9 protein-coding genes are annotated in these 23,134 nt (G+C 63.5%); 1 reads left to right on the top strand and 8 read right to left on the bottom strand.

Annotated elements, in window-relative coordinates; translation table 11 throughout:
* Positions 1–4: 4 nt before the first annotated feature.
* Entirely contained in the window at positions 5–1,852 is a 1,848-nt protein-coding gene (locus tag OES25_02510; protein MDH3626515.1) for a sulfatase-like hydrolase/transferase, read from the top strand.
* Here OES25_02510 and OES25_02505 read toward each other — a convergent pair.
* From OES25_02505 to OES25_02470, 8 genes are read right to left on the bottom strand one after another with little or no spacing between them, the layout of a single operon-like run.
* Complete coding sequence (locus OES25_02505) at positions 1,824–5,039, bottom strand: proprotein convertase P-domain-containing protein (GenBank protein MDH3626514.1); 3,216 nt, start codon at positions 5,037–5,039, stop codon at positions 1,824–1,826. The two genes, OES25_02510 and OES25_02505, sit on opposite strands and share 29 nt — an antisense overlap.
* Positions 5,036–7,804, bottom strand: coding sequence for a S8 family serine peptidase (locus tag OES25_02500; GenBank protein MDH3626513.1), 2,769 nt, complete (start codon positions 7,802–7,804; stop codon positions 5,036–5,038). Before OES25_02500 ends, OES25_02505 begins: the two co-directional genes overlap by 4 nt.
* Positions 7,801–10,575: a S8 family serine peptidase gene (locus OES25_02495; GenBank protein ID MDH3626512.1), complete on the bottom strand. Its 2,775-nt coding sequence runs from the start codon at positions 10,573–10,575 to the stop codon at positions 7,801–7,803. Before OES25_02495 ends, OES25_02500 begins: the two co-directional genes overlap by 4 nt.
* Positions 10,575–12,446, bottom strand: coding sequence for a CRTAC1 family protein (locus tag OES25_02490; GenBank protein MDH3626511.1), 1,872 nt, complete (start codon positions 12,444–12,446; stop codon positions 10,575–10,577). The genes OES25_02495 and OES25_02490 overlap by 1 nt, the downstream gene beginning before the upstream one ends.
* Positions 12,434–14,362, bottom strand: coding sequence for a CRTAC1 family protein (locus OES25_02485; GenBank protein ID MDH3626510.1), 1,929 nt, complete (start codon positions 14,360–14,362; stop codon positions 12,434–12,436). The genes OES25_02490 and OES25_02485 overlap by 13 nt, the downstream gene beginning before the upstream one ends.
* Entirely contained in the window at positions 14,362–17,508 is a 3,147-nt protein-coding gene (locus OES25_02480; GenBank protein MDH3626509.1) for a S8 family serine peptidase, read from the bottom strand. Before OES25_02480 ends, OES25_02485 begins: the two co-directional genes overlap by 1 nt.
* Positions 17,509–17,528: 20 nt before the next feature.
* A complete protein-coding gene (locus tag OES25_02475) occupies positions 17,529–19,448 on the bottom strand; it encodes a CRTAC1 family protein (GenBank protein ID MDH3626508.1) in 1,920 nt (639 codons plus the stop codon).
* Positions 19,442–23,110: a S8 family serine peptidase gene (locus tag OES25_02470; GenBank protein MDH3626507.1), complete on the bottom strand. Its 3,669-nt coding sequence runs from the start codon at positions 23,108–23,110 to the stop codon at positions 19,442–19,444. The genes OES25_02475 and OES25_02470 overlap by 7 nt, the downstream gene beginning before the upstream one ends.
* Between the last annotated feature and the right edge of the window lie 24 nt (positions 23,111–23,134).

Raw genomic sequence — 23,134 nt, 5'->3', positions numbered from 1 at the left:
GTGGATGGCTTTTCGTGCTTGCATAGGACTACTCCTCCTGCTGTTGGGTGCTCCCCCAGCGCAAGGCGAGGGCCATCCACCGAACGTCGTACTTATTACGCTCGATACCACGCGCGCTGATCACCTGGGGTGTTACGGCGCGGAGGGCGTCAAGACGCCCAACCTCGATACTCTGGCAAGAAACGGTGTGCGCTTCGAACGGGCGCAGTCCCCCGCTCCCCTGACGGTCCCCGCTCACGCCAGCCTGATGAGTGGCCTCGTACCACGCCGACACGGGGCCCGGGACAACGCCCTTCATCTTCTGCCCTCCGACGTTCCACTCCTGGCGGAGTCGCTCTCAAGAGCCGGCTACGACACGGCGGCCTTCGTCTCATCGGTTGTCCTCGACCGACGAGTCGGTCTGGCGCGCGGGTTCCGGATTTACGACGACCGGGTACGCGTCGGGCGACGCGAGGCGTTCAACTACGAGGAGCGTGCGGCGTCTCAGACCAACGCCGCCGTCTTTGAACATCTACCGAAACTCAAACCACCGTTCTTCCTGTGGGTCCACTATTTCGATCCGCACCTGCCCTATGTTCCGCCACCGCCGTATGACGCACAGTTCAGGGGTCGCCCGTACGACGGTGAGATCGCGTTCATGGACGCCGCGATCGGCCGCTTGCTGGGAGAACTTCCAGGCTCGTTGGTGGTGATCGCCGGGGATCACGGCGAGAGTCTCGGCGAGCACGGCGAGGCGTCCCACGGTGTGTTCCTTTATCAGAGTACCCAGCGCGTCCCGTTGATCGTCAACGGCCCCGGGATCCCGGTAGGCCGTGTCGTGGGCGAACGGGTCGGGCTGGTCGACGTGATGCCGACGCTGCTGGATCTGCTGAAGATCGAAACTCCGAAGGAGGTCGACGGAAAGAGTCTGGTGCCACTGCTACGGAACAAGAAGTGGAAGGACCCGGGCTATGAGATGGAGACGCTGTTCCCCGCACTTGCGTATGATTGGGCACCGCTGCGCGGACTCGTTCGTGGGGACCTCGTGACCATCGATGCGCCGCGCCCGGAGGTTTACGATCTTTCCACGGACCCGGCTCAAGAGAAGAACCTCGGGACCGTGCGGCCGAGAGCGCGGCGGATGCTGGAGTCGCTGCGACGGGAAGGTGCCACGAAGACCGAGGCGAAGCAGGACTCCCTCTCCGCGGAGCGAAGGATGAGGCTTGCCTCCTTGGGCTATGCGTCCGGAGCATCGGGTGACGCGTCGCTCGACCCGAAGGACGGGATCGTGCTGCTTGGTGTCCTCGAAAAGTCCCGGGAGGCGATCCAGCGGCGTCGCCCTCAGGACGCGATCGAGCCTCTTCGTGGCGTGCTTGAAGAGAACCCGGGGAACCTACAGGCGCGACTGGCTCTGGTGTCGGCGTTGTTGGGCGCGGGCCAACCGGCCGCCGCTGTCTCCGCCGCGCGGGATGCCCTGACGAGGCACGCGGACGACGATCTCGTGCATTTCAACCTGGCCAACGCGCTGGCAGCGGAATCCGCCCATCGTCCCGAGGCTCTAGGCGAGGCGGGCGAACACTACGAGACCACGTTGCGGCTGAACCCGCGGCGCGCGGACGCCTACCTGAACTTCGCGTCGCTGCTTGTCTCCACGAACCGCCACGAGGCGGCGCGAAGCGTACTGGAAAGAGCCGGCGATGCCGGCGTGGCGGACCCCGACATCTCCGCCGAACGCGGCGTCCTCGAACTCATGCGTGGACGCAAGGAGGCGGCGATCGCGCACTTCAAGGAGGCGCTCCGCCTGAACCCCTTCGCCGCGGACGTCACCGAGGCCCTCAGACGACTCAAGGCGACTCCTGGTGACACACATTGACCGAGCGCACCTGGAAGTAAGACAGGTCGGGTGTGCGCGACGTACCACCCGGGACGGTCAACGACGACACGTTGGTACGGCCCGTCAAGTCCACGTCGCCCGAGAAGTTGGCGTTCGCGGAGTGCAACACGTGATAGCCGAAGACGGCACCCGCGCTGCTCCAATCGAACTGCAGTTCCTGCGCGGATCGATCCACCGTCAAGTTGTCCACGGCGACGGAGGGCGTCGGCTCGGCGCAGATAAGCTCGCTGCAACCGAATGCGCCTGCCGAGGACACGTGCAGCGTCCAGTTGTTGAAGGTCCCATTACCACCGCCGAACTGCGTGTTCTGAACCGACAGAGTCCAGGTACCGCTTAGCGACTCGCCATTAAAGTCCGCCATCGTGCCGGGACCATCGGGCGAGGTCAGCAGGTCGTACGTCGTGTTGATCCCGCCGCTACCAGGAGACTCATCGTGGAGCCGAACGGTCGTCCCCTCCGGCGAGCTGAGTTCGACGATCAGATCACCCGGGATCGTGTGGGTGATCGCGACCGAGACGTCAAGGTCACCGATGACCGTGTCCTCGGTGATCTCCATCGTGGAGAGGATCGGCGACGTGTTGAAACGTGACATCGTCTCGTTGGCCGACTCGAAGAACTCCCGATCGACTTCGCCCAATGTGAAATCGAAGCGTGTCGATCGCGTCGACGCCCCGTCGGCGTTCATCTCGAGCTCGAGATCGATCGTATCGCCGCAAGCGATGCCATCGTTGAACAACGTCACCTCAAAGTACGGTGCGTTCGACTCGAGTTCGGTGTCGACCGCGATATCGGCCCAGTCGGCAACCGGTTCGATCACGCGTCCCTGCGAGGCGTCGACGACGCGCAAGCGGCCATGGACATTGACCGCGCCGACAAGGCCTCCATTGAACAGGGTCACGGGAAGCTCGATCGTTTCACCGGGATCCATCACGCCGTTACCGTTCGTGTGGACACCGGCCTCGATCAGCCGATGTGCGTTCATCTGGAGTCGTGGCCCGATGGGACTGGCCTCGCAGTTCGAAACCGGGCTGTGACAGACCGGGTTACTGCCGACCGCCGCGACGCGGTAGTAGCGGGTCACGTCGGGATCGCCGACCGAATCGACCCAACTCGTCGTCGGCGCCGCAACGACCGCGGCGGCCACCTGCTGCCGCTGACAACCGAGATCCCCGCGGTAGACGATGTACTCCTGCGCGCCCGCGACCGGGGTCCAGCTTACGCTCGTACCACCCGGTAACGTCGTCAGGTTTGTCACGGGCGTCGTGAACGCCGGGCACGAGGACGTGCTCTGGTTCTCCGGATCTCCAGGAGCTCCACAGGCGATGTTGTGCCGGGCGAACGCGGCGTAGATCTCCGCTGCGTGGGGCGTCCCGTTGGAAAGGTCGGCGTCATCGTCGTCGGCCACCCGCAGTTGCTGGTACCAGGTGCCGGCGCCGCAGCTATCCGAGGCCGGAAGGGCACAGTTATAGATATCGCCGCCGGAACCCACGCGACTGGAGTACCAGAGCCGCTCGGCCAGCTGCCAGGCGCTGTCCGGATCGATGCCCGATGCCGGTAGATCGCGCACGGCCAGATCCCACATCGCCTCGTCAATCGGATAGGACTCGCAGTGCACCGAGCCTCCGCAGGGCGATTGCGAGGAGCCGCCGGGGTTACAGTTGTCCTGCACAAAGCCCTGTGGCGTTGCCGGGGTGTTCGCGGTCCGCATCGCCCAGTCGTGATCTCGGAACCCCGTACAGCTCAGGCAGGTGTCCCCATAGCCGGTGCACGGGGAACCATCGAGGAATAGTCCTGTGGCGAAACAAGACTGTCGCGAGGCGAACATCGCGACCATGTCGCCGTAGGATTCCGACGTGCTGTCCCAGCTGCCACCGTCGTTTTGATCGTAGCCGTGGCCCCACTCATGGGTCACGACACTCTGGATCTCTCCACTGTTGGCGCAGGTCGCACTCTGCCGATAGACGTAGATCCCACCGCCACCGTAAGAGGCGTTGCAGGTGCCGTTCCAGTTGCTGTTGAGAGTGACGCGGCCCTGTAACCACGAATTGCCCGGGTTGTAAAATCGGGCGACTTCGGCAACGCGATTGGCGTGATAGTAGGCAGTGCGCGCGGCCGACGTATTCCCCGGAGAGCCAAAGGGATCGATATCGCAGTTCTCGCCTTGCTTGACTCCGAGCTGCACAGAACCGTCGCACCCGGCCGTCTCGAGAAGCGAACCACAGTTGTCATTGAGCTCGACGTACTGCCCTACCAGGGTCGTGTCGAACGAGGCAGCCGAGTCGAAACATGCGAAGTTCCCGTAGCTATCCGTATAGCCGTTGGGACCACCGGACTCGGTCCAGTCCGCGAACGGCATCGGAAAGTCATCGAGCTCGCAACCACCGGCGGCACAATCGCCGTCAGGTTGCTCCGGGATCACTCCCCCTCGAACACCGGCGTAATGGGCGTCGTCGTAGAACGCGTCGACTCGCGCGGTGTGGGCATCGACCTCGCCGACCCACTCCGCCGGCCCGTTGGGGTCGCGGTACCGCAGTCGCCAGATCAGCCGATGGGACAAGCCGTCTTCCTCGACCGCGACAAGTGTCAGCTCCGGATCCCCGTCGGGTACGAGTTCGGCTGTGCGGCCATCGAGGTAGGTCCCGAGAGCCCGTGACGCGGTCTGGGGGTCGATCTGCGGGATGCCGCGAACCTTCGGACGTTTCCAGTTGGTGGACCCGAACATCACCAGGCGACTATTGTGAACCACGAAGTCCAGCCGCGCGTTCTCCACGCGAACGCCATCAACCTCGAGACGAAACACCAGCTTCCACTGATCCTTACGCATCTGCGAACTGGCCTCATCGTCACGCACCATCGGCACGCTCCAGCCTCGCTCCGCCAGAAACCCACGAGCCTTCGACTCCAATCTGTCGAGCGTGATCGTCTCGTCGGTAAACCACTGGATGCCACGACCGGAGGCCAGCGTCGGCATCCCGGTCCGCGGGTCGACGTAGGTCTTCCAGTCGGCGACCCGCTCTTCCGTCTGAACTGGCGCAATGGCGATCCTGCCTCCGGCTCGAACACGTGAGTAGGCGTCCAGTGGACTCTCCTGACGCACTCCGGCCGCGTAGCCTGCCGGGACCGACAACGTCAGAACGAGTGCGATTACGGGGAGGCGCATGTTCATTCGGGACCTCCCGCATTCTCCGCCGTGACGAGATAAAAGTGAACACCTGGCAGCGTCGTCCCGTCGATGTCGTACCCCACGGTCGTTATCGACGACGCGGTCTCGATGAACGTTCCGTTCGCCGTCGACGATCTTTCGATGCGATACAACGTCGCCGCGTCGTGCCCGCCATCCACGGGCGAGGCCTGCCAACTCAACTCGACATGTGCCCCCACTCGGGATGCCAGCAGTGTGTTTCCGACGGCATTCGGCGCTAGTGCGGCCGGCGGTGTGTAGTCGATGCAATCGACCCAGACACCGGAAACGTGCACCTCATCGACGGCGCCCTCGACGGTAGAGTCGCTGCCACCATCCGTCACCCGGAACCGGACCTGCATGGTTTCGCTCGGCGCGAGCAACGGCATCAGGTCGACATTCGTCGTACCCCAATCGCCCGTGGGCGTGACCAGGTGCTCCAGCGTGACCCAGTTGCTGCCGTCGTTGGACGCCTCGGCGAAGAACGAGTCCCCGCCACCGGCGTTGTCGTAGTACCAGCGATCGAACGATGCGCTCAACTCCAGGATGAACGGTGCACCGAAGACGGGCGACGTCAGCGTCGCCGTGCCGTCATCCACATCGTTATTATCCTGCTTGTTGGGACCACTGAGGAAGCCGTTGCCGGTGACCCAGCAGGTGTCGCCAGGGTTCGTCGTCGTGTCGTCCTCGGGCTGTACATAGACCGAGGCGTTGTCGTCCTCGACGACGCCGATCGGATCTTCGCGGACAAACTGGCCCCTGGATGTGGATCCCGGGTCGGACGTCCAGCCGGATGACGACTCGAAGTCTGCATCGAGGAAGGTCGAGGCGGTTTCTTTTCCGACGCGAACGCTGAAACCGCTGTGACGCACAGATCCACTACCGTAACGAAACTCCAGGTCGAACTCGACGATCGCACTACACGCGCTGGGTTCGATCGTGACGCGAAAGTGAGGGGCGTCGGTCAGTGCCGTGCCTCGAGCGGGCAATGCCGGGAACGTCGCCCGCTGGTTGTGGACGATCACACCCGGGGTGGACGACGTCAGGATCGCCTCGAGATCGGAGATCACGGAGTCGGTGCGACTCTCGGCCGTGATCTGAATCTCGATGGTCTCGCCGGGGTCCAGCAGGCCGTCGCCGTTCCCTGCACTCGTGTCGTCGAACGTATGGCCGAAATAGACGACACTCGACTCGACTGCCAGCACCGCTTCATAGGCCTGAAGCAAGCCGGTACCGTAGACGTTGTTCTTTCCTGCGGTGCCGCGGTGTTCGGCGGTCGTCATCAACGCCGCCGCCAGTTCCGCCGGAGTGGCCTCCGGATTGGCTTCCAGCATCAGCGCCAGTGCGCCCGAGACATGCGGTGTAGCGGAGGACGTCCCGCTAAATCCGCAGTAACTCCCACCCGGGCAGATCGAGGTCGTTCCGTTACCGTAGGCTGAAAGATCCGGCCGGATCAGCCCCATCGAAGCGCCGTTCTGGTACGGGTAGTCAAACAACAACGGCGTCAACGAGTGTGGGTAGCCGGTCCAGGTATAGGCAACGATATCCTCCCACGCCGACGGTCCCAGTGAGGACGACGAGGCGATCGTGTCATTGGTCCAGCTGATGTTGCCGACGGCGATCACCGAGGACAGGGCGCCGACCAACGTCTGGTCGGGGTGATGCCACGGTGGAGGGCTGTTAGCGGGAGCGCCGATCTGGTACGGGACGAGTCGCGTTGCGCTGCCGCCATCGTTACCACCCGCGTTGACGTGGATCACACCGGCGGCATACTCGGTTTCCGTCTGTCGTCGCCAACCCTCGTAGTCCGGCATATCGCTCTCGTCGTAGGGCCAGATAAACGACTCGGTGATGATATCGGCCCCCATTGCAACGGCGTAGTCGCTGGCCTCCCAGCCCATCGAGTCCGGCACGAAGCAGCTGGAGCCGAAGCCGAGGACCATCAGCTCGGCATCGGGCGCCATACCCGTCACCGTCCCGTTGGCGCCGTCACCGGCGACCTGACCGGCGACCTGGGTGCCGTGGTTTCCGGCACGTGGATCGTTGTCATCTTCGCAGAAATCCCAGCCCCAGGTGTCGTCGACAAAACCGTTCATGTCGTCGTCGATGGCGTTGCCCGGGATCTCACCGAGGTTGGTCCAGATGTGATCCGCGATGTCCGGGTGATCCGGAAAGACACCGGTATCGAGCACCGCGACGATCGCTCCCCTGCCCGTGTAGCCCAGCAGATCCCAGACGTCCTTCGCTCCCATCGCGACGACTTCGCCGCGAACGGTGGCATCGGGATTTGGCCCCGAGGCATCCCCACCGGTGGGTCCGGTCAGGGCAGGCTTGCCATCTGCGGGACGACCGCTGCCGGCGTCGTGCTGGATTCGGCGGATACCCGGTACGGAGGTCAGCAAGTCGATGACCTCCGGCTTGGCTTCGAACGCGAGTCCGTTGACGCCCCACAGGACTCGAACATCTCGAACCCCCGAGGGAGAAGCGGAAAGCAGCTTGCGCACCGGCGCCTGGCTGCGGGTGGCAAGCGCACGCATATCAGTCACAACCCGGGTCCGCCGATCGCTGCGACTCAGCCCGCGGATCGCGTCCAGTCGCCCCGCCGTGTCCGGGAACTCCTCCATCATCACGACGACCGGCAGGAAGTCATCCGGGCCGGCGTGGATCAGCGCCTGCTGCAGGTTGGAGTCGATCGTCGTGGCGCTCGCGTCCGTTGCAAGAAGAATGAGAAACGCCGCGAGCCACCTCACTCGCTTCCCCCGGAGTTCTCGGCTGTCACAAGGTAGAAATAGATTCCCGGCGCGACGGTCGCGTCGATGTCATGCCAGACGGTCGTCGTCGTCGACCCGGCCGAGTCGAAGGTTCCGTTGGCCACGGTCGCTCGATCAATCCGATAGAGCGTGGCGGCATCGTGTCCGCCGTCGGTCGGTGGAGTCTGCCAGCTCAACGTCACGTGCGTCCCTACACCGTTCGCCGTTAGCGTGTCGCCGACGGGGTTAGGCGATTGCAACACGACCGGTGTGTAGTCCTGGCAGTTGACCCACATCCCATCGACGTGCACCTCATCGACGGCACCCTCGACGGTGGAGTCGCTGCCACCGTCAGTGACACGGAATCGCAGCTGCATCGTTTCGCTGGGCGTCACGAGCAGCAGAAGATCCGCCACCTGGTTACCCCAGCCGCCGCTCGAGACGACCAGCTGCTCCACCGTGGTCCAGTTCGATCCGTCGTTGGTGATCTCGGCAAAGAACGAGTCGCCACCACCTGCGTTGTCGTAGTACCAGCGGTCGTAGGACAGATCGAGCGCAAGAATGTGTGGCGCGCCGAACACCGGTGACGTCAGCGTCGTCGTCCCGTCGTCCACATCGTTGTTATCCTGATTCTTGGGTCCGTTGAGCTCACCGTTACCGGTGACCCAGCAGGTGTCCCCCGCACCGGGCGTCGTGTCGTCTTCGGGGTTCCCCAGCGTGCTGGTCCCGTCGAGAAACACACCGATCGGATCTTCGCGGACGAACGCCCCGCGGCTGGTCGTACCGGGATCCGCGCTCCAGCCCGCAGCCGACTCGAAGTCTGCGTCCAGCAATGCGATGGGTTCTTCGTCGCCGATTCGCTGGCTGAATGATCCTCGACGAACCGAATCGCCGTAACGCAGCTCCAGATCGAACGTCACGATCGTCGCGCACGCCGTCGGATCCAGGCTGACCCAGAAATGCGGCGCATCGGTGAGCACCGTCGCTGCCGGGGTCAGGCTTGGGAAAGTAGATCGTTGGTTGTGGATCGTCACACCGGGCGTACGGGTCGTCAGGATCGCCTCGAGGTCGTCTAGCGTCACGTCGGTTCGACTCTCGACGGTCACCTGGATCTGCACGGTCTCCCCGGGGTCGAGCGCCAGGTCGCCATTGCCCGCGATGGAATCGTCAAACGTGTGGGACACGTAGACCACACCGGATTCGACGCTCTGTACCGCCGCCAGTGTCTGGACAAGTCCGCTGCCGTAGAGGTTGTTCTTGCCCGGTGTGCCGCGATGCTCCGCGGTGGTCATCAGGGCCTCCGCCAGCTCCGCCGGCGTGGCCTCGGGGTTGGCCTGCAACATCAACGCGACTGCTCCGGAGACGTGCGGCGCCGCCGATGACGTGCCGCTGAACCCACAATACGAAGAACCCGGGCAAGTCGTGGTCGTCCCGTTGCCGTACGCCGACACGTCGGGCTTGATCAATCCCATCTGGGCGCCGTTCATGTACGGGTAGTCCTGAAACTCGAGTGGCATCGTGTGTGGGTAGTCCGGGTCGGTGTTGGCGATGATGTCTTCCCACGCCGCCGGACCGATGGATGACGAGGGCGCGATGAGGTCGTTGCTGAAACTGATGTTGCCCACGGCGATCACCGACGAGACGCCTCCGACGATCGTCTGGTCGGGATGCGACCAGGGCGCCGGCGAGCCCGATGGAGCCGAGATGTTGTACGGGATCGGTCGCTCAGACAGGATCGTCCCGCCGTTGCCCGCGGAGTTGACGTGCAGCACACCCGCCGCCAGCTCCGTGTCGGTCTGACGACGAAATGCCTCGTAGTCGGGCTGATCGGTCCACCACCAGCTGTACGACTGTGTGATGACGTGGGCGCCCTGGGCGATCGCGTAGTCGCTGGCCTCCCATCCGATCGACGGGATGTCGCAATCAATCCCGAGCGACATCAACTCTGCGTCGGGCGCCATGCCGGTGACCTGGCCGTTGGTTCCGTCACCGGCGACCTGTCCGGCCACCTGTGTTCCGTGCTGCCCGCCGGACGGGTCGTTGTTGTCGAGGCAGAACTCCCAGCCCCAGGTGTCGTCGACATAGCCGTTACCGTCGTCGTCGATCGCGTTGTTGGCGACCTCACCCAGGTTGGTCCAGATGTGATCCGCCAGGTCCGGATGCGTGCGATCGATCCCGGTGTCCACGACCGCGACGATGACTCCGTTGCCGGTGTAGCCCAGCATGTTCCAGACGTCCTGCGCCCCCATCGCAATAACGTCGGGGCGTACCGTGGCGGTCGGGTTTGGACCGGAAGCGTCGCCGCCGGTCGGGCCCTCGACATGATCGGGGTCGGACCCTGGATGCGGACGGCCGTAGTCGAGGATCACTGAGTGAACGCCCGGAATAAGCGCGAGTTGCTCGATCTCCGCCGCAGTTGCCTCGAACGCCAGACCGTTGATGCCCCACAGCACGCGCACGCGGCGCGGTGCGTCGGCGTCCAGAGCCAAGATTCTGGCGCGCAAGGTCGCCTGGGTTTGCTCTGCAGTCGTCTTCAACGTCGATACGACATGCTTTCGGCGGTCGCGCCGGTTCATCTTGCGAACCTGATCGAGCAGAAGTCGCTGCTCGGGGTAGGCCTCCATCAGGACGACGACACGGAGGGATTCATCGGGCGCCGCAGAGTCCATGGCGCGAGCCAATCGAGGCGTGATCTCACCTGCGTTCGCGCTCGCACAGAGCAAACTCACGCAGAGCAACATCCCACAGAACCACGTTCTTGCCGTGAGCATCAGTCGCAGACACCCGAGAGGTCCTGAGGGAGATCGCACGCGGTCCCGCTCAGATGTTCGGGCCGTTCGAAGCCGGCGCCGTCCAATCCGTAGGTTCCCTCGACGAAACCGGTGGTTCCGACGATCAGGAAGAACGCGCTAGAGAGCCCCGGATTGAAGGATGTGACTCCAAGGTTTCCGCGGAAGCAGGCCGCGCCGGAGTACGCGTAACTCGAGACGCTGGCCAGGTCGCCGTAGTAGATCGTCTGGTCCGTCGCGTCGCATGCCGCGTTGAAGGTCACGTCGATCTCTCCGGTGGTCTGGTTGTAGGCCGCCTGCATCGAGGCTTCCCCCGGTGCGCCTGCAACGGACGGCGTCAACGTGGCCATCTGATTTGCCGTCAGGCCTGTCGCCGTCGTGGCCGTGCCGTTCGCCCAGTCGACAGTCACGTCCACACTGGTATCCGTTCCGAGACCGAAGTGCGCTATCGGCTGACTGCGTCCGAGGTAGCTGGCTCCGCCGTTGATCCAGAAGTACTGCGTGGCCGAATTCGTGACGGCGGTGACCTTCGCGCCATAACCGTCGGGGCACAGCGACGGATCTCCACTGGTGTCCAGTGCGATCTGGATCCAATTGATGTCGGTGCCGCTCAGATCGTTACGGAACAGGGTAACGGGCTCGTTGAACGCCGTAATCACGACATCCATGTCGCCGTCCTTGTCATAGTCGATCGTCAGAACCGAGCGGCCCTGCCCCGTGTGATCGAATCCGGAGCCGCCCTGGACCTCGGTGAACGTCAGGTTGCCGTTGTTGCGAAAGAGGAAGGCGGGAATATTCTCGTATTGGTTATTCCAACCGTTGGTCTCGACCAGGTCGATGAAGCCGTCGTGATCGAAATCGACGGCCTCGGTACCCCAACCCCAGCCACCCAGTTTGGCCCCGGCGGACTCGGGCAAGTCTGTAAATACGTCGTTGCCCTGGTTGACGTAGAGGAAATTCCCCAGACGCGCACCCGCGGCGTAGATCGAGGTGACGTACCAGTCCGGCAAACCGTCGCGGTTGAAGTCGGCGACCGTCGTCCCCATACCGTTCTCGTCGAGCCCGGTTCCCGACGCGGCGGTTCCGTCAGTGAAGGTGCCGTCCGTGTCGTTGATGTAGTAATGGCTGGTTTCGAAATCGGCGGCGATCAGCAGTTCCGGGTAGCGGTCGCCGTTCATGTCCACAAATCGTGGCGAAAAACCATGGAACAGTTGATCGATCCCGGCGGCAGTGGTCTCATCGGTGAACGTCTCGTCACCGTTATTGCGGAACAGCTTGTTGCCGTTCATGCCATCCCAGGTACAGACGAACAGGTCGAGATCACCATCAAGGTCGTAGTCACCAAACGCAGAGCCCGTGGCGTTGAAGTCGGTTGGCGAAGAGAGATTCACACCAGCGGTCGATGCGATGTCGGTGAAGGTCCCATTGCCGTTGTTGCGATACAGGCGATGCATGCCAACGGCGTTCGGCCCGCTCACGGGGCCCGCGCTTGTGACGAACAGATCGGGCCAACCATCCGAGTTAAAGTCGCCGGCGGTTGTTCCCAGACCGCGATGCATCGCGTCCACGCCCCAGGTCGCGGCATGGTCGGTGAAGGTTCCGTTGCCGTTGTTGAGGAACAGCGCGTCTGCCGTGTTGCCGCCACCGATAAGGAACAGATCGGGCCAGCCATCGCGGTTGAAGTCGGCGACGGAGCCACCGGCGAACATCCCGGCGGCGCTCATATCCATATACATGCTCGGACTGTGGTCGAGTCCGGCGGCGACGGTCTGGTCGCTGAACTGGATCTGTGCCGCAGCGGCCAAGCCTGTGGCCAGCACGGCCATCAATGCGATGACGGTCAGGGAACGCATGTTCCCGCCAGGTCCTGGCTGAGATCGCAACCCGGCGTACCGGCGTAGTCCGGTCGCTCCGCACCTAACCGGTCCTGGCCGTAGGAGCCCTCGACCGTACCGTTGTGGCCGACCACCATGAAGAACGCGTTGGCCATGCCTGGATCAAACGTCGCGGTCCCGGACGCCCCGACAAAGCACGACGCGCCGGAGTAGACGTAACTCGAGACGGATGCCAGGTCGCCATAGACAATCGTGTGGTTGGAGGCGTCGCAAGCCGACGTGAACTCGACGTCGATCTCGCCCGATCCTGGGTTGTACACCGCGCGCATCCGCTGGCCCGGTACGCCCGACGCCTCACCGGGGGCTCCACCCCCGGCCGCCGGTGTAGCGGTAAGAATCTGGTTGACTGCGACCCCCGGCATCGACGTTGTTGTGCCGTCGGACCATTCGATATCGATATCCACCGTGGTCGCGGCCCCCAGCCCGAAGTGCGCCACGGCCTGGCTACGGCCGAGATAGCTGGCGCCACCGTTCAGCCAGAAGGACTGTGTCACGCCTCCGGTGGTCGCGGTGATCTTCGCACCGTATCCGTCGGGTGCGAGGCCAGCGTCGGCGCTGGTGTCCAACGCCAATTCGATCCAGTTGGCGTCGACGCCGCTGATGTCGTTACGAAATAGCTGCACCGGCTCGGCGTGGGACGTCACCACGACATCCATGTCGCCGTCGCGATCGTAATCCAGCGTCAACACCGATCGACCCGCACCCAGATGACTGAATCCGGATCCGTTCTGGACCTCGGTGAACGTCAAGTCGCCGTTGTTGCGGTACAGGTACGAGGTCTCGCCCGTCCACTCGGTGGTCTCCCACCAGCCGTTGGTCTCGATGAGGTCGACCCAACCGTCGTGGTCGAAATCGATCGCCTCGGTGCCCCAACCCCAGCCGCCGTCCCGCGCGCCGGACGTCTCGGGAAGGATTGAGTAGGTGTCGCTGCCCTGATTGACGTACAGGTAGTTCCCGTCCTGGAACGAACCATCGCGCCAGATCGAGGTGACGTACCAGTCGGGTAGTCCATCGCGATTGAAATCGGCGACCGTGGTTCCCATCCCGTTGTCGTCCTCGCCGGTACCCGACGGCCCGGTCGCGTTCGTGAACGTGCCGTCGCCGTCGTTCACGAAGTAACGACTGGTGCGATAGTCGGCGGCGACGATCAGCTCGGGGTAGCGATCCCCATTCATATCCACAAAGCGTGGCGAGAAGCCGTCGAAGTTATTGGCGATCTCGGCGGCCACGGTGACGTCGGTGAACGTGCCGTTCCCTTGATTCTGGAACAACCGGTTCTGTTCGCAGGGATTGATGTGGCAACTCATGGCCTCCCAGCCGCAGACGAACAGGTCGAGGTCGCCGTCAAGGTCGTAGTCGCCAAACGCTGCGCCGGTCGCTGTGGCGTAAAGACTCGACGACTCGTTGACGCCGGCGGCAACACCTCGCTCGGTGAACGTGCCGTTGCCGTTGTTCTCGTAGAGTCGATGCTGACCTAGCCTGTCGGCCCCGCCCAGGTCACCGCCACTGGTGACATAGAGATCGGGCCAGCCATCGTTGTTGTAGTCGCCGACGGTCGAGCCGCGGCCTCGGTGGACGAAATCGACGCCCCACGCGATCGCCTCGTTGGTGAACGTCCCGTCGCCGTCGTTGATGAACAACGCGTCGGCCACCATGCCGCCACCGAGCAGGAACAGATCGGGCCAGCCGTCACGATTGAAGTCCCCGACGGAGCCGCCGTGATACATCTCCTTCGAGTCCATATCCAACGGCGAGCCCGGCGAGTAGATGAGTTGGGCTGAGACCGTTTGGTCGCTGAACGCCACCGACGCGGCGAACGAGGGGCCGCACACCGTCACTAGAATGGCAACAGCGATAAACCACCGGCGAATCATTAGTCGCTTTCCCAACGGCAGCTATTGACCGAACGGGCAACGTAATAGTGCACACCGGATAGGTTCTGCGCGCCGCCGTCGATAAGCGATGTCGAACCACCGGTCGCGCCGATATGGACTGCCGTGGCCATCTGATTGTCATGGGCCCGCCAGACGTTGTAGTTGGAAGCCCCACCGACACCGGACCAGCTGACCTGAACGTCAGACGCACCGGACTTGTTCACCGTCAACGTGTCGCCGACCGGCGGCGGCACGGCTTCACCGCAGCTGACGGGGTTGCAATCCCATGGGATGTCGGCCGTGAAGGTCAACGTCCAGTCTTCGATCGTGCCGTCCGGCACACCGCAACAGCCGCTGTCGTCGATCACCTTGATGCGCCAGGTGCCCATCGGGCTCTTCCCTGCGAAGGTCTCCATCGTTCCCACCGACGGCTGAGTCGTGTCGTCGTAGGTGGTGTGGATGCCGTTGCCCGGCTCGTAATCATGGAGGATGGCGAGCGAGTTGTCGGGGTGGTACATCACGACGCGCACCTGGGTCAGGTCCTCGTGATCCAGATTGAGTGTGACACTCACATCGGTCGGAATGAAGTCGTCCGGGACATTGAGGTAGGACCAGACACCGGCCGGAGAGCTTTTCGGGACGATGACCGGAGTGTCGGTCGAGGGTCGATCGCCGTCGTAAAGACCCACATCCATCGTAAACCCGCTGCCGACGTTGAATCCGTTGCCGCTGATGGCCATGTTGGCGCCGATCCAATCACCACAACTGGCGCTCGGGTCCAGAGTGACCTCGTAGTGAGGGGCAATGGACGTCTGTTGTTGGTTGACCAGGACGTTGGAGTACGAGGCGTTGGCCTGGTAGACCTTGACGGGGCCGACGCCGTACAGCTCGCCGGTGACTGACGTGGCGTCGGAGTCGCCGGAATTGCGGAGGGTGATCGGAAGGATCGCCGTCTCGCCGGGATCCAGGATACCGTCGCCGTTGCCGTTGGCTCCGCTGTCATCCACGACATGACTCTTGTAACTCGGTCGCGGACCGGAGCTGACCGAGACCGCGCCACTGACCACCAGCGCGTAGGGCTGCGGCCCCGACGGAACGGCATGAGGGGAGACCTGAATCGAGTAGATCCCCGGCGTCGGGACATCGATCTTCACCTGCTCGACGTTGTTCAGACGGTCCACGCCGAACAGGGGCCAGGACTGGTTGTCCTTGAACGAGTTGCCCCAGAAGCCACCGCTGTCCCCGTCGACACGGAGGTCGAGATCGTTGACCAGATGGGTCGACGCGGCCGGAGTGGATGGAAAGTCGGTCCAGGCAAGGGTGACATACAGCGGCTCGGACGCGTCCAGCACCTCGAGTAGGTACGTCGCCGGCGGATCGGCCGGGCTAGCGAACCCGGTCGTATTCTCGTCGATGTAGAGACCGCGTCCCTCACCACCGAAATGCATCGAGTTGTCCAGCAGCATGCGGCCCCAGCCCATCTCCGGGCCGGTCAGCTCGATTTCACGACCCTCGGCATCGAACTCGATCGGGACGCCGGAGTTCATGATCATCGCCTTGACCAGCGCGGCTGTCGGATTGAAACCGTCGGGCGCGTTTTTCGTGCCGCTGGGGTACCAACCCTCGAGGAAGTACTGGCGAATCAACATCGCGCCCGCACCGGCGGCGGGGCTGGCGTGGGAGGTTCCGGTAGAACTCCGGACTCCGCAGTTGTTGGTCGTCACGTCGTTGTCGTTCTCGCAGGACTGGATGCTGGCGCCGGGCGACAGGATATCGGGCTTGATCCGACCGTCATCGGTGGGTCCCCAGGCCGAGATGTCCGAGAGGTAGATTGCGCTGACGCCGTTGTAGGTGCCCCCAACCGCCATACCGTTCTTGCTGGTTGCGGGGCTACCCATCGTCTCAACGCCACCGAGCGCGAAGTTGCCGATTCCGATCACGATGAGAAAGTCGGGGTTGTTCCAGATGAATTCGTCGACGTCCTCGGCGGTGTCGGTGTAGACGTTCCGGACGGAGGCGTTCTCGTTGTCTCCCCAGGAGTTGTTGTGTACCCGCGCACCCTGGTCGTAGGCCTGCTGGAAGATCGGAACCAGATCGGTCACCGGACAACCGATGCCCGGCAGGTCCCCGCAATCGTCTGCCGCGTACCCCGCATCTTGAATGACCACCTTCGCACCGGGCGCCAGGCCGTCTCCCGCGTCGTGGGCGATGGGCGTCGCGAGATCGTCGCCAACCATCGTGCCCGCAACGTGGGATCCATGCCCTTGCGTATCCCAGTGGGTCGGATCGGCGGGATTCTCGCCGGGATCCAGGAAGTTGACGGCGATAATCTTCCGTTGCGCCATATCGACGGTGGTCCCCAGGCCCGTGTTGGTCGGCGGAAGACCGAGCACACCGTCACGGTAGTAACAGGCGTCCGCGTCGACGCCTGTATCCAACACGGCACCGATCTGACCCTCACCGTGGATGCCACGATCGTGGATCGGTGTGAGCATGCCGCCATCGAGACCGGACTGATCGACCCAGACGACGTCGTCGTTCAGCAGCGTGCGACGATAGCGCCGACCCACCCAGAACACGTCGTCTCGCTCCGCCAGCGTGCCGGTCCAGGACGCGACCTCGGACGCACTAAGCGACATGACGATACGATCGAAACGCGACCCACTACCGACCCCCTTGACGTCCAGACCGGCGGCGCTCAGTTCATCGGCAACAGCGGTGGCGTCGGCGTCGGCAAACAGGTGCAACAGAACGATGATCTCATTCGCTCCCTTGACCGGTTGAGCATCGACGATCTCCGGAGAAATCTTGTGTTCGGGCAGATACGGTGTGGCCCAGTCCACACCGGAAACCGCGGTCAGGTCAACGCTGCGATTGTTGGGGATCGTGACCAGGTACGCCTGGCTCGAAAGTGGCACTTCGATTTTCACACCGGCCGAGGACAATCCACCGCGCTCGAACATCCCGGTCGGCTGCTTGTAGCGGACGACCCATCGAAGTGAGTCGGCGGATTCGGATACTCGCGGATCCCCGACGGCAAGCGGTTTGACATCACCGGAACGCAACCGGACGACGTCGTCCCCCGCGCCGACAACGGTCGTCAGCAACAATCCGGCGAGGGCGGCCACAAACACTTGTTTCAACATCGGGTTTCCTCTTCGGTCCATTAAGGCAGGCTGCAGACTCCCGAAAGATTCTGGGGAAGCTGACAGGCCGCGGTGGTGTCCTGCGGACGCTCGGCGCCGAGAGTATCCCGGCCATAGGAGCCTTCGACGACTCCATTGTTTCCGACAATCATGAAGAAAGCGCTGCTCAGACCGGCAGGATCGAACGAGGTGGTCCCGCTGTTCCCGCGCCAACAAGAGGCGCCGGAGTAGGCGTAGGTCGATACGTTGGCGAGGTCGCCGTAGTAGATCGTGTGATTCGAGGCATCGCACGCCGGGCTGAAGGCTACGTCAATCAATCCGGTTGCGTCGTTCTTACTGGCGACCATCAGTTCCTCGGGCGCTCCGCCTTCGGAAGGCTCTCCGGGTGCCGGGCCGCCGGTCTGGGGCGCCAGGGTCACGATCTGATTGGCCGCCACGCCGGTCGCGGTGGTCGTCGTGCCGTCGGACCATTCGGCCGTGATGTCGACCGATGTCGCAGCGCCGATACCGAAATGCGACGCCATCTGACTGCGTCCGAGATAGGTCGCTCCGCCGTTGGGCCAGGCGTACTGCGTCACGCCGCCAGCGGTGATGGTGATCTTGGAACCGTAGCCGTCGGGAGCAAGCGTCGTCGACGCGTCGGTGTCGAGCAGGACCTCGATGGCGTTGGTGTCGGCGCCGGAGATGTCGTTACGGAACAGGGCGACGGGCTCATCCCAGCCGGTCAACACGATATCCATGTCGGCGTCGCGGTCGTAATCGATCAACAGCAGGCCGCGACCCTGGCTGACGTGCTCGAACCCCGTACCCGCGCCCTGAACTTCGGTGAACGTCAGGTTGCCGTTATTGCGCCACATATAGGAGTTCTCGGTCAACCACTCGGTCGGCATCCAGCCGTTGGTCTCGACGATATCGGTCCAGCCGTCGTGGTCGATATCGATCGCCTCGGCACCCCAACCCCAGCCGCCGTCGCGAGCACCGTCCTCCTCAGGGACGAACGTGTAGGTGTCGTTGCCCTGGTTGATGAAGAGGTAGTTGCCATCCTGGTCCGTCGCCGGGTTGTAGATCGACGTGACGTACCAGTCGGGCAGACCGTCGCGGTTAAAGTCACCGATGGCGCTGCCCATCCCGTTCTTCTCTAGACCGACGCCGGACTGCGTCGTGTAATGGGTGAACGTGCCGTCCTGATCGTTGACGTAGTACTTGCTGGTTCCGTAGTCTGCGGCGATGATCAATTCTGGGTAACGGTCGCCATTCATATCCACGAAGCGTGGCGAGAACGCGTAGTGGTGATGTCCCAACCCGGTAGACCCGGTGACATCGGTGAACGTCTCGTTTCCATTGTTGAGGTACAGATGGTTGGCGTCAGTACCTTCCCAGCCGGAGACATAGAGGTCGAGATCGCCGTCAAGGTCATAGTCCCCGAATGTGGAGCCGGTGGCGGTCAGTAGAGCGAACGAGCTCCGGTTCACGCCCGCGGAGACCGCGATGTCCGTGAACGAGCCGTCGCCGTTGTTGCGGTACAGCATGTGTTGACCGACGCGGTCGCCATCCAGCATGTCCCCACCGCTGGTGATGTAGATGTCGTCCCAACCGTCGTTGTTGAAGTCACCGACCGTCGTGCCACGACCCCGATGGATCTTGGCCACGCCCCACGCCGCGGCGTGGTTGGTGAAGGTTCCGTCGCCGTTGTTGAGGTACAACGCATCGGCGGTCGACGTATCCCCACCGCCAAGCAGAAACAGGTCAGGCCAACCATCCTTGTTGAAGTCGCCGACCGAACCGCCGCAGTACATCTGACGCTGCGTCATGTCGAACGGCAGCGCCGTCGTGTGGCCGAGACCGGCCGATGTGGTCTGATCGCTGAACGAGGTCTGGGCCAGAACCGGCGCACAGAGCAGCGAGCAAGCTAGCAGAATCCGGACGTATCGCTTTACCACCACTCCGCCTCCGCATCGCAGGCCGTGCCGTAGCGCGGCATCCCGCCGAGATCGCTGCCGAGCGTCGAAACACCACACTCATTGCGGGCGCCGACGAGATAGAACAGCACCTGCCCGACCTCTCCCACGAAGGGATCCTCGGGCGCGTAGGTGTTGATGCTCCCCGCCGAGGAGCAGGTCGCGTTGAGGAAATCCGTCGGGTCGACGCTTCGTAGAATGTCGTAACGTGAGCGACTGCCGCCGACGGGCTCGCTCCAGGAAAATCCGATCGCACCCTTGCTTAGCATCAGGTCGGTGATCGGCTGCGGCTTACCCCAGGCGTTGGCGTCGCCGGCCACACAGTCGTTCTCGTTGGTCACGCCGTCGCCGTCACCATCGACAGCCCCCAGCCCGGCACACCAGGTGAGGAAGGCGTCGAGGACCAGCGGTTTGTCGGCAGTTCCCAGGGACTCGATTCCGAATCCGAGGAAACTGGTACGGTACCAGCCACCGTCCTTGTTGATGCCGGCATCGCCGAGATCTCCCGAGAAGGCCAGCTCGGCAGTGCCGTCGGGTGTGATCGAGTCGCGATAGTCCGGAGTGGCGTTCGCCAGGCCCATGGGACCCAGACCGGTGTAGGCGGCGCCCTGCCCCGTGATCGAGGTCATGCCCACATCCTCGCCGATGGACGCCACACCCAGCCGTTGCTGCATGAAGTCGGTGACGCTACTGAACATCGACAGGTGGTAGTCGATGCTGCTGATCAACAGGCAGCCGCCGTGATCGAGCCATTCGGGGAGGTCTCGCTCGGACGCGTCGTTGGGGCCGGCGTAGACCTCCTCGGAACCGGAGTACCAGATGATCGTGTCGTAGGGCGCCAGGATATCGAGGTCCGGCTCGATTCCGATGTGCACGGCCCAGACGTCCCAGATGTCGTAGGTCACACCCAGGCCATCGAGAACCGAACTGTACTCGTTCTGTTCGTTGGGGATGTCGTAATCGTCGTCAACCAGAAGCACATCGGGAACGTCGAGGGTCGTGAACGAGAAAGTACCGGACACGGAGCCATACCCACAGGCGTTGGTTCCCCGCACACGCCAATGGTAGGTGGCCAGCTGTTTCAGGTGATGAGGCACGGTATGGGAGGGCGACAACGTGATGGCGCTGTAGACGATGTCCAGAAAATCGGGGGCCGTGGCGATCTCGACGAAGTAGCGATCGGTCCAACTTGTCGCGCCCCACTCGAGTGTCGGGCGGGTCGAAACATCGATCGCCAGATCGACAGGCGACGTCAGCGTGGCCGGTGTCGGGAACGTGGTGTGGACGCTCAGGTTCAACGAGACTGTTCGTGTCAGAGATGACGAGTCGCCCTGGATATCCAGTGTGTAGTCGCCGTCGACGGCGGTACCCGCATCGAGTGTGAACACGGGAGTGGCCGGTGGATTGACCGGGTTGGTGCTGAAACCGGCGATCGCTCCGGCCGGAACTCCGCTGACCATCAGCGTGACGGGATCGCCAAACCCTGCCAGTTGGGAAACTTCGACATCCAATTCGCCGGGCTGCCCGGCGCAGACCTTGAACGGCGCAGGAGCGACGGACAACGCGAAGTCCGGGACCAACGCACAGTTGTAACAAACGACGGCGAAGTCCTGATCGGTGCGATCGCCGAAATGGGGCACGCCGTTGGAGTTGATGTCGGTGCCCTTGACGCGGATCGTGGCGTTTCCCGCCACGGTGGTCAACGCGACGCCCTCTGCGTTATTCATCCCGTCGGCCGTGCCACCGGTGGTGGACAGCCCGTCCATGCCGAAATCGTTCCCCAGGTAGGTCTGTCCCCCGGCGTCGAACTCCAGGTCGAGATTGTTGTTCCAGGCCGGGGTGTTACCACCGAGGCCGTGCCCCGGCGCGTCGGTCCAGACCAACATCACGCGCATGGGTTGTGCCGGGTTGGCCTGGGTCACCACCCGGGTCCACTCCTGGCCGGTGAAATCGAAAACGGTGGTCTGATCGAAGTACAACACCGGATCCGCAGGGTCGACGACCGCCGCCAGGTTCATCCGCCCCCAGCCCTGTTTGGGGCCGGGACGATGGCCCATCGGATTCAGGTCGACATCCAGCCCGCCTTCGAGATCGTGGGCCACGGGCATGAACGCCGCCTTGACCAGCGCCGGGCTGGGGTCGGCACCGGTCAGACCTCGGAAGTACTCGATGAACAGAGCGACTGCACCGGAGACGTGGGCCGTCGCCATCGACGTTCCGCAACGGAAACCGAATTCGGCGCCTCCACCCATGTCCATGAGCGTCGAGTCGATATAGCAGCCGGGGGCCACCATGTGCGGGATCGTGCGGCCGTCCAGTGCGGGCCCGTGCGCGGAAGTAAAGCCCAGGTCATTGATGTTGGCCGCGGGCGCGCCGTTACCGTCCGCAGAGGCCTCGGTTGCGCCGATCGTAAAAACGTTCTTGGCATCGTCAGGAGCGCCTTGAGTCGAAACGCCCCCTGCGCCGTTATCGATCGCCTGGAGATAGATCAGCGGCTGACTACCTGCCGTATCGGGATCGGCGTCACGGACGCCGGCATCGACCAGCAACGAATCGAGGTTGTAGCCCAGCGCGTTGATCGACGAGCCCCAGGAGTTGTTGGAGAGCACGGCGCCGTTGGTCGTCGACTGGGTCATCAGCCTGAGCATCCCTCCCGGCAACCGGTACTGGTCTCGCCAGTACTGCTCGAACAGCTTGGCCGCCGGTGCGGTACCAAGACCCCGCAGAAAGCCGGCGTTGTTCAACTCACCCGTCGTGTTGTCCCCGACGATCGTTCCGGCGATGTGGGTACCGTGATCACTACGGAAGGTCGAGCAGGTGTCGCCGACACAGGGCAGCATGTTGTTGGCCAGGTCGGGGTGAGCCTCGTCTGCGCCCTCGTCGACCAGCGCGACCACGACGCCGCTGCCATCGAGTCCCACGGTCGTCAGCCACGCCTCATAACCCGGCAGTGCAAGGTTCGCCATGTCGACGTTGCCTGCGGAGATCTGACTTGCGACCTCGGCCCGCGAGCCGCCGTCGTCGGTCGGGAGCTGGATCGAATAGACACCAGGGATCGTCGCGGCGGTGTTCAGGCGATCGCCGGGGATCGTGACCCCGACGAGTTCAAATTCTTCATTGATCGTCATCCGTTCCGTCAACGCACCACCCAGCGCACCGAGAACGCGAACGACGGCGTCGGCGTTGCCGCCGCGATAGATCAGCACCCGGGCATCGACGGGATCGTCGGGCAGCCCGCGCCACTTGGGCAAGACACGGAAGCCCGGCGCGAAGTCTCCCGTCCATCGTACCGGCCCGGACAGGTCGAGTCCCTGGCGAGCGGTTCGGTGGCCCCAGACGATGTAGGTGTACGGGTGGATGTACTGCACGACCTCGAGACCGTTGGCGTCGAGATCGGCTAGGGTTTGCGGAGAGATCGGTCCGTCGAACTGGACGAGGTGCAAATCCTCGGCGTTGTTCGCCGACGGAGAACGGCTCCAAGATTCCGGCAGCGCGGCCGGATTGGCCAGCGGGTCGAACTGGACACCGCCCAACTGCAGGACGAAATCCCCGACGGGCTTATCGGCGGCCATCGCCAGCGGCAGGCAGGTCAGGCAGACCAGCACCGCCACCCCTTTTAAGCCGTTTTTTGCCGCTCGAAACATCCGCTGAGCCCTGCCCCTGAATCG

The sequence above is a fragment of the Acidobacteriota bacterium genome (assembly GCA_029861955.1).
Classification (GTDB): domain Bacteria; phylum Acidobacteriota; class Polarisedimenticolia; order Polarisedimenticolales; family Polarisedimenticolaceae; genus JAOTYK01.
This window is presented reverse-complemented; position numbering and strand designations above follow the sequence as displayed.